Genomic DNA, 13,298 nt, shown 5'->3' on the forward strand with positions numbered 1-13,298 from the left:
CGCGATTTTATGAGATTCAGCGTTTCAACAGCCGTGATCGCAAATAATCGCGTTCAAGCAAACGGCAAGATGTGTTTTGTGGGCCCACAAGCTTTGCTTGTGGTCTCACAACACCGAACTTACTCGCGTGGGCTCGATGTTTACTTGCTCTGCGAGGCATGCGGGCGCTACCGCACCTAGAGAGGCATGAATGGAAGAAAAGATAACAAAATCGAGAACCTATGGAACAAGGCCGAGGGGGCATTACATTAAGGTTTTTGTCACCTCGGAGGAGTTGGCTGAAATTCAAGAAAAATCAACTAAATCTGGCTTATCTATGTCAGCGTTTCTTCGGGCTGTCGCATTGAATCAGAAAGTACGTTCTGTTTTGGATCTTGATGCTGTGGTTGATATGGTTAAAGTCAATGGCGATCTTGGGCGAGTTGCAGGGCTACTGAAGCTATGGTTGGCAGAAAAACGCGGCCAGGGCGCATCGCCTATTGCTGTTGAGTCGCTGATGAATGACTTTCGGATGCTGCAAAAGCAAATGGCAGACTTGATGCACAAAGCCGTCCGTGGTCCGCGATAGCTGATGTTGTTTTTGGAGGAATGTTATGGGAATGCACAATCCGCCCCATCCTGGTCAACTGATTCAACATGAAGTAATTGTCCCGCTAGGCCTGTCGCTCGAACAAGCAGCGGATAAATTCCAAGTCGATGTCCAGTACCTTGGTGCGGTGTTGGCTGGACAAGTGGAGTTGAGCACAGAATTAGCCAAGGGCTTGGAAGATGCGGGAGTCAGTACTGCGCGTGCTTGGCTGGCGATGCAGTCGGCGTTTGATCGTTCTAGGGCTGTATAAGGTTGTTGTCTGTCCAGAAAACAGTGGTTTGATGAACAGTCGCCAACGGCATAGTTACATCTGGTCAAGCAGCCACTTCGTTGTTAAAATTTCCGTTAACTTTTCAACGTCCGCCAAACATGCGTTTGCTGGACACTCTTGTGAGCGACGGAAGCGAACGGCATGGGGCAACGCATCGGGTACGCCCGAGTTTCGACAGATGACCAGAACCTTGACTTGCAGCTTGACGCGCTGCATCGAGCTGGCATCGCCGATGGCTGCCTGTACTCGGATACGGCCAGCGGTAAGGATGTCGAGCGCAAAGAACTGGCTGCATGCCTGAAAGCCCTCCGCGAGGGCGACACTCTCGTGGTTTGGCGTCTTGACAGGCTGGGACGCAGCCTGCCCGACCTCGCGCGCATCATCGGCGAGCTAGAGAAGAAGGGCGTCGGTTTTGAAAGCCTCACTGAAAAAATCGAAACAAGCAGTGCTGCGGGCAAGCTGGTTTTCCATGTTTTTGCCGCGCTTGCCGAGTTCGAGCGCAACCTGATCCGCGAACGTACCCGAGCAGGGCTTGTGGCAGCTCGTGCCCGTGGCCGGTCAGGTGGCCGCAGGCCAAAGCTGACACCTCAGCAGATCAAAGAGATCAAACGACTGATGTCTGATCCGACCATTCCGGTCAGTCAGATCGCTGAACGCTACAACGTATCCAGAACGACTATCTACAAGGTCGCACCACGCCGGGAGCCGGGAGTGGTCGAGGCCCAGCCAGTGAAGAAAAAACCATGATCCGTGACATCCTCCAGCAATACAGGGACGAATCCGCATTCAACCGTGATCTAGGCGACCGCTTCGAGCGGCTGATGCGTGCCTACCTCAAGCTCGACCCGCAGTACCTTGCATTATTTGAAGATGTCTGGCTCTGGAAGGACTGGCCGCAGCGGGAAGCCCTTGGCTACAAACTGCCGGACACCGGTATCGACTTGGTGGCGAAGCTGCGCGATGAGGAAGGCTTCTGCGCAATCCAGTGCAAGTTCTACGACTCCCCGATTCCGATGGGCGATCTGGGTAACTTCTTCACACTCTCCGGCAAGGGTGGCTTTACCCAGCGCCTTATCGTGGCAACTGCGCCGCTCTCCAAGCACGCGGCGGATGCGCTGGAAGGCCAGACCATTCCGGTCGAACTGATGACCTTGGAGGACTTGGAAGCCTCCCCGATTGACTGGTCACAGTTCTCGCTGGACAAGCCCGATCAACTGCGCAAACTGCCCAAGAAAGACCCTCGCCCGCATCAAGGTGAAGCCCTGGTCAATGTCACCAAAGGCTTTCAGGCCCACGACCGTGGTAAGCTCATCATGGCCTGCGGTACAGGCAAAACCTACACCTCGCTTATCATCGCCGAGCAGATGGTTAAGCCGGGCCAGAACATCCTGTTTCTGGTGCCATCCATCGCGCTGCTGTCGCAGACGTTGCGGGCGTGGACAGCCGATGCCAGTGTGCCGTTGCGCTGCTTTGCTGTGTGCTCTGATAGCAAGGCCAGCCGCAATGAAGAGGACATGCGCATCTACGAACTGGCTTATCCGGCCACGACGAATGCAAACAAGCTGGCGGCCTCCCTCACCGCAACGCAGGACGAGAGCGCCATTACGGTTATCTTCTCGACCTACCAGTCCATCGAAGTGGTACATCAGGCGCAGCAGAAAACCGGCATGGTGTTCGACCTGGTGGTGTGCGATGAGGCGCACCGCACTGCGGGCTATACCGCTCCCGGCGAAGATCATTCCGCATTCGTGCGCGTCCATGATAACGCCTACATCAAGGCCAACAAGCGGCTTTACATGACCGCCACGCCGCGCATCTACGCCGAAGCCAGCAAGAGCAAGGCCGAAGAAAACGATGTGCAAGTGTTCTCGATGGACGATGTGGCCACCTTCGGCCCGGTGTTTCATCAGCTTCGCTTCGATGAAGCTGTCCGGCGCGATCTGCTGTCCGACTACAAGGTGCTGGTGATCGCTGTTGATGAGTTGCACGTCAGCAGGGTGCTCAACAGGCGCATTGCCGACAGCGGCGACGAACTCAAGCTGGATGACGCGGTGAAGATCGTCGGCTGCTGGAACGGCTTGGGCAAGCACTTCGCAGCTGAGGACGGCATGGATGTCAGTGTCGATCCTCAACCAATGCGCACTGCCATCGCCTTCGCTCAGTCGATCAAACACTCCAAGCTGCTGACCGCCGAGTTCGAGCGCATTTCCGACGACCTCGGCGACCAGATCGACTATCTCCCCGCGCTGGAGGCCAAACACGTCGATGGCACCATGAATGTGGTCGAGCGCAACCAGAAGCTCTCCTGGCTCAAGGACAATATTGGCATGGAAGAGCCGGTATGCCGCATCCTGACCAATGCACGCTGCCTTTCCGAAGGCGTGGATGTTCCGGCGCTGGACGCTGCCATTTTTCTGAACCCCCGCGATTCCGTGGTGGACGTGGTGCAGTCGGTCGGTCGCGTGATGCGCAAAGACCCGGCTGGCCGCAAGAAGTACGGCTATGTGATTTTGCCCATCGGTATCCGCAAGGACACTTCGCCCGAAACGGCACTTAATGACAACAAGAAATACCGCGTGGTCTGGCAAGTGCTCAACGCTTTGCGTGCCCACGATGACCGGCTGGACAAGCAGTTCGCCACCATCGACCTGACAGGCAAAGGCAATGGCGTGGTGAACGTCATCGGCGTGGGCGGCGGCAACGAGAAAGCCGATGCCTTCGGCGGGGAACAGCTTGGCTTTGCCTTCGATCCAGAGGAACTCGGCAAGTGGCAAGATGCCATGTTTGCCAAGATCGTTACCAAATGCGGCAACCGCCGCTACTGGGAAGACTGGGCCAAAGACATCGCCGAGATTGCCGACCGTCACCAGATGCGCATTCGCGCCTTGCTGGAAAAGCCCTATTCCAAGGGCAAAAAAGCATTCGATGAGTTCCTCAAGGGGGTCAGGAAGAACCTCAACCCCAGCGTCAGCCAGAACGACGCCATCGAGATGCTGGCCCAGCACATCATCACCAAGCCGGTGTTCGACGCGCTGTTCGAGGGCTACGCCTTTACCAGCAAGAACCCCGTGTCGCAGTCCATGCAGAAAATCATGAACATCCTCGAAGCGCAGGCGCTGGACAAGGAGCATGAGACGCTGGAGGGCTTCTATGCCAGCGTGCGCGAGCGGGCATCCGGCATCACCGACCCGAAAGGGCGGCAAAAGATCATCATCGAGCTGTACGACAAGTTCTTCAAGACCGCTTTCCAGCGCATGGTCGAACGGCTGGGCATTGTCTACACCCCGGTCGAGATCGTGGACTTCATCCTGCACAGTGCCGATGCTGCCCTCCAGGCACACTTCGGCACCCGGCTGGCTGACCAGAATGTCCACATCCTAGACCCCTTCACCGGCACCGGTACCTTCCCCGTGCGGCTGATCGAAACGGGGCTGATTCCGCCTGACAAGCTGCCCTACAAGTACCGCCATGAGATGCATGCCAACGAGATTGTGCTTCTCGCCTACTATATCGCCGCCATCAATATCGAGGAAGCCTTCCATCGCGTCACTGAGCTGGAGTACGAGCCATTCCCCGGTATTGTACTCACCGACACCTTCCAGATGAACGAGCCGCAGACCGGCGATCTGGATGAAGGCTTGCCAGAAAACCACAAGCGTGCCGACCAGCAGAAAGCACGTGACATTCGGGTGATCGTCGGAAACCCGCCGTATTCGGTGGGTCAGGACAATGCCAACGACAACAATCAAAACCTCAAATATTCCAATCTGGACGGGCGTATTGGAGCGACATACGCAGCTCATTCCACCGCAACCAACAAGAACAGTCTCTACGACTCCTACATCCGCGCTTTCCGCTGGGCATCCGACCGCATCAAGGATGAGGGCATCGTCTGCTTTGTGACCAACGGTGGTTGGATTGACGGCAACACGATGGATGGCTTCCGCAAGACCTTGCAGGACGAGTTTGCGGATGTGTATGTCTTCAATCTTCGGGGCAACCAGCGCACCAGTGGGGAATTGTCTCGAAAAGAAGGAGGCAAGGTCTTTGGGTCAGGCTCGCGCACGCCAGTGGCCATTACCCTGCTCATCAAACGCAAAGACCATCAGGGCAAGGCCGCGATCCATTACCACGACATTGGCGACTACCTCAGCCGTGAGCAAAAGCTGGAGATCGTCAGCAGCTTTGGCAGTTACCAGCAGGTGCCGTGGCAACCCCTGGAGCCTAACGAGTACCACGACTGGATCAATCAGCGCAGCGGGGATTTCAACGCCTTTGTGCCATTCAATGATGAGCCAGATGCAATTTTTGCTCTGAGATCCAATGGCGTGCAAACCAATAGGGATGCTTGGGTTTACAACGCAAGCAAAGCCAATCTAGAAGCAAACATGCAGCGCATGATTGACTTCTACAACGATCAGCTTGCAGTACATGGGAGTATCGTTCAGTCGGCGGGTTCGGCCAAGGAAAAAGAAAAGACGGCCAGTCAGTTGATTGACACAAATCCTAAGAAAATTAAGTGGACAAGAGGGTTGATAGCTCACCTGAGTCGCAGTAGGAAGGGGACATTCGAACACAACAAGATTGGCAAGGCTACATACCGCCCATATTGTCAATCATGGGTCTACTACGATCAGCAGTTTAATGAATATTTCAAAGAAAGATTTTATCCGTCCGTTGAATATAAGAATGTAGCAATCCAATTGACTGGCACTGGTTCAAGTAAGGAATTTTCTTGCCTGATTTCTAACATCCTGCCCGACCTAGAAGTGATATCAAAAGGTCAATGCTTTCCCATGCACTGGTATGAAAAGGCAACGGACGCCGATCCACAGGGCGGTCTTGGCTTTGGCAGCGACGATGCTGGCCTGCCCGACGCCAATGGCTACATCAGGCGCGATGGCATTACCGACGTGGCACTGGCCAATTTTCGCCAGCACTACAGCGACGAGTCGATCACCAAGGAAGACATCTTCTACTACTGCTATGGCGTCTTGCATTCTCCAGAGTACCGCGAGCAGTATGCAGCCGATCTCAAGAAGGTGCTGCCCCGCATTCCCTATGCGCCGGACTTTAAGGCATTCAGCCAGGCGGGGCGCAAGCTCGCCGACCTGCATTTGAACTACGAAACGGTGGAACCGTGGCCGGTGCAGGAGGACGCCAAACCCAAGGGCGATCTGAATGACCTGGCCTATTACCGGGTCGAGAAGATGCGCTTTGCTTCGCTGGGAGGCAGAAACAAGGACAAGAGCGTCATCGTCTTCAACAGCCGCATCACCCTGCGCGGTATCCCGCTGCAAGCCTACGACTATGTGGTCAACGGCAAGAGCGCCATCGAGTGGGTCATGGAACGCTATCAGGTCTCGACCGACAAGGACAGCGGTATCAAGGATGATCCCAATGACTGGTGTCGTGAGCACAACGACCCGACCTACATCCTCAATCTCGTCAAACGAGTTATCCGCGTCAGTGTGGAGACGGTCAAGATCGTAGGAGGTCTACCGTCGATTCAGTAGTGTCAGTCTTAATCGGTATAAGGCTGCATAGATGGCCGTACCCATGCCAAGAAAATCAGGGAGGGATATGAACGATCAGTACACCTACGCACGATTCTGGCGCTGCGCGCTACAGGTTAATCCTGTCGGCTACAACGGCACCTATAGGGGAGCCGATCACGGACTGGATGAGGGCGGCTATAACCAAGCTCTACTTCAAAAGTGCCTTGAGCTGGGTATCACGATTGTCGGGTTGGCCGACCACGGCAGCGTGAGCAGCGTTGATGCCTTGCGTCAGGTGCTACAGCCGCACGGGATCGTGGTTTTTCCCGGTTTCGAAATTGCTTCGAATGACAAGACCCATTACGTCTGCCTGTTCTCCGAGAAAACCACAGGGCAGCAACTCGAACGCTACCTTGGCAATCTCGATCTCCTTGACCCAACCGATGGTGTTCGCCCGTCTCGATTGAGTTCTGAGCAGTTGATCGAGAAGGTCGATCAACTCGGAGGCTTTATCTATGCTGCGCACTGTACTTCAGACAGTGGCCTTCTAAAGAACCGGTTTAACCATGTTTGGAAGCTCCACAAGCTCCGTGCAGTCCAGATTCCGGGGCCGATAGATGATTTGGCGGGTGTGGAAAGTGACTTCTACCGCAGGGTACTGCTGAACAAAGATGATGCCTACCGGCGCGAGAGGCCCGTAGCTGTCATCAATGCCAAGGATATTGCAAAGCCGGAGGACTTGGAGCAGCCGGGTGCCACTTGCCTTATCAAAATGACGCGGCCTAACTTCGCTGCGTTCAAGGTTGCCTTCCTCGATCCGGGATCGCGAATCCGCCTTAACTCTCAGCAGGCCCAAAGCCCGATTGGCAAGGTGGTACGCATGACAGTAGCGGGCGGCTATCTTGATGGCGTCCGGGTTGATTTTTCCGACCATCTCAACACGGTGATCGGCGGCCGTGGAACGGGTAAGTCAACCTTGCTCGAATGCCTGCGCTTCGCGTTGGACTTGCCACCCAAAGGCAAACAGGCTCAGAAACTCCACCAAGAGATCATCAAGGAGAACCTTGGTCGCTCGGCCGGTCGAGTTGATCTGACAGTCGTGTCCTCCGCCCAGAACGGTAAGCAGTACACCATCTCTCGCCGTCATGGTGAGCCGCCGATGGTGCGTGACATGGATGGCAATGTCTCTACCTTGCTCCCGCGCGACTTGCTGCCGGGCATCGACATTTACGGGCAGAACGAAATTTACGAGCTGGCCCAAGATGAAACCAGCCGAGTGCAGTTGCTGGATCGCTTTCTTCCTCAAGACGGGGAGTACGAGGCGAAGAGCGCCGACGTGCATAGACGCTTGAAGGACAACAAGCAGAAGCTCACGAAGTCCCTGACTGATCTTGATGATCTGAATGAGCAGGTTGAGCGCTTACCTAAGCTGGAAGAGCAGCTTCGCGGTTTTGATGAGCTGGGGATCAAGGAGAAGCTGGCCAAGACCTCATTGCTCGCACGCGAGCGAGAGATTGCCAAGACCGCTACTGATGGCGTGAAGAGCTTTCGCGACGCAATTTCAGACTTGCGTGACAGCTTGCCTGACCTTGACTTCATCAACGATGAGGCGCTTGAGGGATTGCCTGACGCTGCTCAGTTGCTCGCCATGCGCACGACGCTGGATGAACTCAAGCAGAGGTTCATCGGGCATCTAACCGCGATGCAGACCTTACTCGATGATAAGGCGGGACAGTTCACCACCCAGCATGACGCATGGCAGCAGGCGATTCAGGCGCACGATGTAGAGTTGGAGAGGGCGCTGCGGGCGTTGCCTGCCACTGCTGGAAAGAGCGGGCAGGAGGTCGGTGTTGCCTATCAGAAGTTGATGGGGGAGATCGAGCGGATCAAGCCCATGAAGTCGCGGGCGACAACCCACGAGTCCCAGCGTGATGCCTTGCGTCAGGAACGGCGCAACCTGTTGGCCGAGTTGTCCGATTTGCGTGGGCAGCGCATACAAGCGTTGCAGAAGGCCGCGAAGAAGCTGAACAGACGACTTGAGGGTAAACTCCAGGTGGAGATTGTGCCGGAGGCTGACCGTACACCCTTGATGACCTTCTTGCTGGGCTGCAAGCTGGATGGTGTTGGCGAAAAGCGGCTTGCGTTCATTGAAGATACTGAGACGATAAGCCCGCTGTCGCTGGCTCAGTCGATTCAGAAAGGGTCTGCCGATGTGCAACTCGAATGGGGTGTCACACAGATGGTGGCCGACGCACTCACCAAGCTCCAGTCGTCGCAGCTCATGGAACTTGAGGCCTTGGAGCTGGAGCATCGCGTGGACATCTTTTTGAATGTCGCTCACGGTCAAGCTAATCCGGTATTCCGGCCGCTCAACAAGCTCTCTACGGGCCAGCAGTGCACGGCAATCCTGCACATGCTGCTGCTTGAGAACGTTGATCCCCTTCTGATGGACCAGCCGGAGGACAACCTTGACAACGCTTTCATCGCAGATCGGATCGTCGCCGAGTTAAGGGAGGCAAAGACCAGTCGGCAGTTCTTGTTCGCGACACACAACGCGAACATCCCGGTGTTCGGTGATGCCGAGTGGATTGGTGTGTTCACGGCCGCTGAGAACCAAGGGTGTCTCGGCCTGGACGCACAAGGCTCTATTGACGTTCCAGTGATTCGGGATCAGGTGGCCAGCATTCTGGAAGGCGGGCGAGATGCGTTCATTCAGCGAAAGGAAAAATACGAATTCTAGGTGGCGGAGTAGAGTATCACGGACCCTAGTGGCTGAACATGGTATTTTCCATGGCATCAATCAGTTGATTGGATTTAAATCATTGATTTGAATGAAGTAATTGTTGTTAAATGCAATAGAGTGGGAGTGAGGACGGTTTTTTAGGCTGTTGATTTGGCTTTGAAAAGCTTAATGCCATTGATGGTGTGAAAGACATCATCAATGGCATTTTTTATGGCATTTAGGAGGCGTGCTAAACAGTGTTTTCAGATGCCATGACGTGATTTTCACCGGCCACGTGGTATCGGATCACTTTAGAGTGTGTGGTCAGGATGGCGTTACACGGACTGAAGCGTGGGCTTACTGAGTGAAGCCATGCGATGAACACGGCAGGCATGCCCCCAGCGCAAAGCAAAAGCGTTCGACCAAGCAGGCATCAAAGGAATGGAAGCCTTTGATGTCTGGGTGCAGAAACGATTAGGCGGCCACCAGAGTGGGGGCCGCCTGCAACCTGCCCCAGCAGATCTATAGGTGGGAGCGATTGCTGAAATTTGGCCAGATAAAGCCAGGCTGCTCAACCACGAAGACTGTGGGTGCTAGCCGGGGGGGCTGGCTTACTGCAATCCCTTCATCTTTTTCTCTCGTTCCTTCTCTTCCGCTTTTTCTTTTCTTGCTCCATCACGATGAGATTTGATGGCGAAGAAACAGCATGTGCCCAGCACGATGAACTTTATCGTACCTAAGGCTAAAGGGACCCAAGCATCCATCATTTCCTCGAAACGCTGCTTCAGCAGCCTTATTTACTCGTTGTGGGCCAGGCAAAGAAACGGACGATGGCCGTTCATTTTCCTGGAGATTTCTTGCCAATTGGAATTGGCAGCGCAGGCCATGGCGTTTTTAATCGCTGTCCCGCCTCTCTACGAACTGCCGCATTAGCAGGCAACTCGTGTGGGAATGAGACTTAGCCGCAGTTTGCGGCATTGTCCATCCTTGGTGATGTCTTGCGCTTCGTGACGGTTGTAGAACCATTCCATTGAGAGGCGTTCATCCCGCACCTTCATTGGATCATGCATGGGTACCGCTCGGCCAGGGCCTTCCTGGTTCGATCAGGACCATTGCCAGCGGTTCATCCGCCGTTCATCGCAATCACCGGGTACTGTTGGCCTTCGGAGCGGGAGCGCAGCACAGATATTTTGGCGCGCAGCGCAGGCAGGTCATCTGGTTGATTATATCAATGACCCGCTTGGTCCGGACGCTGCTGGACCAGGCAGTTTTGCGCGTATTCCTTGACTGCGGTCAAGAACGGCAGCGTATGATCGTTGGTGCAGCGATAGTGCCCCAGTGAAAACCGGTTCAGAGGAGCAATGTTTTGGCCGTCAAACGCATCGTCGTCAATATCAGTGCGGGCAGGGCTGAGCTTGCGAGATCCTTGGTATGGATCTGGTGATGGACCACGGCTGGATCGTTACTGATGAGGCGGATGGCCTGACGAAGTCCCAGGTGAGTGTTGCCTGCGAAGGGGGATCGGGCACATCTGTGCCTGACCTTTCAATTGAAGTCGATAATCTCGATGAGGTTTACCGTTATGTGTCTGCTGCCGAGCCTACCGTTGAATACGGACCTAAGACGGAGCCTTGGGGCGCGTTCGCCGCTTTTACGTGCGCGACCCGTTCGGGAGGCTGGTCAATATTCTCAGCCACGACTAGAAGGGATTCTTGTCCGACGGCGACAGAACAGCCGTGTGCGAACAGGTAGGTTGGCTTTGGTCCAGCTGTTGGGAATGCCCAATCCTTTTTGATCAGACATTCCCTTGCATGAGGCGCTATGCCTTCAGGCGCAACTGGAACCGGTCAAAGTAATTTTTTATCGCTTTGGTATATCGGCCCCAGCTTGTGTCATCGGTCAGGCACCGAGTTCGCGCCGGACGATCTCTGCGCCAGCACTCAAGGCATGCAGCTTGCCCCTGGCCACGTGGCGGGGCAGGGGGGCCATGCCGCAGTTGGTCGAGGGGTAGAGTTTGTCGGCATCCACGAATTGCAACGCTTTGCGCAGGGTGTTGGCGACTTGTTCGGGCGTTTCGACGGTATTGGTTGCCACGTCGATGGCGCCTACCATGACTTTCTTGCCGCGGATGAGCTCGATCAGGTCCATCGGGACGTGCGAGTTCTGGCATTCCAGGGAGATGATGTCAATGCCGGATTTTTGCAGCTTGGGTAAAGATTCCTCGTACTGCAGCCATTCCGAACCCAGGGTTTTTTTCCAGTCGGTGTTGGCCTTGATGCCGTAACCGTAGCAGATGTGTACGGCGGTTTCGCATTTCAGCCCTTCGATGGCCCTTTCCAGGGTGGCGACACCCCAATCATTCACTTCTTCAAAGAAGACGTTGAATGCAGGTTCGTCGAACTGGATGATGTCCACACCAGCGGCTTCCAGTTCCCTGGCTTCCTGGTTGAGGATCTTGGCGAATTCCCAGGCCAGTTTTTCGCGGCTCTTGTAGTGGCTGTCGTACAGCGTGTCGATCATCGTCATGGGACCAGGCAGTGCCCATTTGATGGGTTGCTTGGTTTGCTGGCGCAGGAATTTTGCGTCTTCGACAAAAACGGGTTTTTGCCGCGATACCGCGCCAACGACTGTCGGTACGCTCGCGTCATAACGGTCGCGGATGCGGACAGTTTCACGCTTTTCGAAATCGACGCCGCTGAGGTGTTCGATGAATGTCGTGACGAAGTGCTGGCGTGTTTGTTCGCCGTCGCTGACGATATCTATGCCCGCCTGCAGTTGCTCTTGCAGGGAGACGCGCAGGGCGTCCTGCTTGCCTTCGACCAGTTCTTCACCCTGCAGCTTCCACGGCGACCAGAGGGTCTCCGGCTGTGCCAGCCAGGAGGGTTTGGGCAGGCTTCCTGCGGTGGAAGTGGGTAGCAATTTTTTCATGATGAATGACCTTTTTTGAATCAAAGAGCGTAGTTGGCTTCGGACCACTGTTCGAGGACCGCCTGGTGGGGTTTGATGAAGTGTTCTTCAACAAACTTGCCCTGCTGGATAGCCAGCCTGCTACGTTCTTCCCGATCATAAACAATTCGAGTCAGCGAGAAATCCTGGTGCTTCAGGCTGGGCTGATAGGATTTCCCGGCCGGGGAGTTCGCATTGTAGATCTCGGGGCGATAGATTTTCTGGAAGGTATCCATCGTGCTGATGGTGCTGATCAGCTCAAGGTTGGTGTAGTCGTTCAGCAGATCGCCGGAGAAATAGAACGCCAGGGGAGCGACACTGCCGGCCGGCATGAAGTAGCGGACCTGCAGGCCCATCTTGCTGAAGTATTCGTCGGTGAGGGAGTACTCATCCTGCTGGTATTCGACGCCCAGCACAGGGTGATGGTTTTCGGTCCGGCGATAGGTCTTGCTGCTCGATACGCTCAGGCAGATGACCGGCTGCTTCTTGAAGTGCTCTTGGTAGGTGCTTGAACTGACGAAATGCTTGAACAGCTTTCCATGCAGCTCGCCGAAATTGTCCGGCGTGCTGAATTCGGGCTGGTTCTTGTTGTGTTCCAAGAGCAATACGCTGAAATCATAATCACGCACGTAGGAGGAAAAGCTATTTCCTACAATGCCATCAATGCGCGTATTGGTTTTGGTGTCGAGAATATTGATTTTCAATATTTCAATCAGGGGTAGACCGCTACCGGCGCTGGTTTCGTCAATATTCATTTCTATGGAAATGATATCGAGCTCGACCGTGTAGCGATCCCCTTTGGGATTGTCCCAGTGCGCCAGGGAATTGAAGCGATTGTTGATCATCCTTAAGGTGTTGCGCAGGTTTTCCTGGCGGCTGCTTCCCCGGGCCAAATTGGCAAAGTTGGTCGTGAGGCGCGTGTTGTCTGCCGGGTGATAATCTTCGTCGAAACGAATGCTCTTAAGGGTGAATGTAAAATCGTTGTTCATTGAAACCTGGTATCCTAAATCCTGAGATAAAACTAGAATCTATTGCTTGCTGGCCGGAGTTTTTGCTTTTTTTCCAGCTGTCGGCGCTGTGTTCTTTATTTAGTCTTTGACTAAAATCAAGAGGCATTTTATGCTGACTTGTTGCTTGAGCAAAAGCGAATTAATTTCACCTTAGTATTAGTTATATTCATAGTTTGTCTCGCAGGCGTGTCGGTTCCCAGCCCGGCGTCCTTGTTCCTGCTGCGTTTTTCTGCGTGTTCCTGCTTTTCTTCCTTCTCATCCC

The 13,298-nt window shown here is 54.6% G+C and carries 7 protein-coding genes and 1 pseudogene; 6 read left to right on the plus strand and 2 right to left on the minus strand.

Annotation, left to right across the window (positions count from 1 at the left end):
- Nucleotides 1-190 precede the first annotated feature (190 nt).
- The 6 genes and pseudogenes from EV679_RS07085 (at nucleotide 191) to EV679_RS17825 (ending at nucleotide 10,783) form a co-directional block, all read left to right on the plus strand.
- Complete coding sequence (locus EV679_RS07085; protein ID WP_130486853.1) at nucleotides 191-568, plus strand: plasmid mobilization protein; 378 nt, start codon at nucleotides 191-193, stop codon at nucleotides 566-568.
- A gap of 31 nt (nucleotides 569-599) precedes the next feature.
- The gene (locus EV679_RS07090; RefSeq protein ID WP_130486854.1) at nucleotides 600-839 is read left to right on the plus strand and encodes a HigA family addiction module antitoxin; all 240 of its coding nucleotides are present in this window, start codon (nucleotides 600-602) and stop codon (nucleotides 837-839) included.
- 162 nt (nucleotides 840-1,001) lie between these two features.
- Nucleotides 1,002-1,607, plus strand: a complete 606-nt coding sequence (locus tag EV679_RS07095) for a recombinase family protein (RefSeq protein WP_130486855.1) — start codon at nucleotides 1,002-1,004, stop codon at nucleotides 1,605-1,607.
- Nucleotides 1,604-6,376: a DEAD/DEAH box helicase gene (locus EV679_RS07100; RefSeq protein ID WP_130486856.1), complete on the plus strand. Its 4,773-nt coding sequence runs from the start codon at nucleotides 1,604-1,606 to the stop codon at nucleotides 6,374-6,376. The genes EV679_RS07095 and EV679_RS07100 overlap by 4 nt, the downstream gene beginning before the upstream one ends.
- 67 nt (nucleotides 6,377-6,443) lie before the next feature.
- The gene (locus EV679_RS07105) at nucleotides 6,444-9,098 is read left to right on the plus strand and encodes a TrlF family AAA-like ATPase (protein WP_130486857.1); all 2,655 of its coding nucleotides are present in this window, start codon (nucleotides 6,444-6,446) and stop codon (nucleotides 9,096-9,098) included.
- 1,348 nt (nucleotides 9,099-10,446) lie between these two features.
- A pseudogene (locus tag EV679_RS17825) lies at nucleotides 10,447-10,783 on the plus strand (VOC family protein).
- Between the two features lie 196 nt (nucleotides 10,784-10,979).
- On the opposite strand, the gene EV679_RS07115 reads toward EV679_RS17825, so the two are convergent.
- Both EV679_RS07115 and EV679_RS07120 read right to left on the minus strand, forming a co-directional pair.
- Nucleotides 10,980-12,008, minus strand: coding sequence for a methionine synthase (locus EV679_RS07115; protein WP_207224904.1), 1,029 nt, complete (start codon nucleotides 12,006-12,008; stop codon nucleotides 10,980-10,982).
- 20 nt (nucleotides 12,009-12,028) lie between these two features.
- On the minus strand, nucleotides 12,029-13,015 hold the full coding sequence (locus EV679_RS07120; protein ID WP_127773592.1) for a DUF1852 domain-containing protein: 987 nt from the start codon (nucleotides 13,013-13,015) through the stop codon (nucleotides 12,029-12,031).
- Nucleotides 13,016-13,298 lie beyond the last annotated feature (283 nt).

Source organism: Kerstersia gyiorum (assembly GCF_004216755.1).
Lineage (GTDB): Bacteria > Pseudomonadota > Gammaproteobacteria > Burkholderiales > Burkholderiaceae_B > Kerstersia > Kerstersia gyiorum.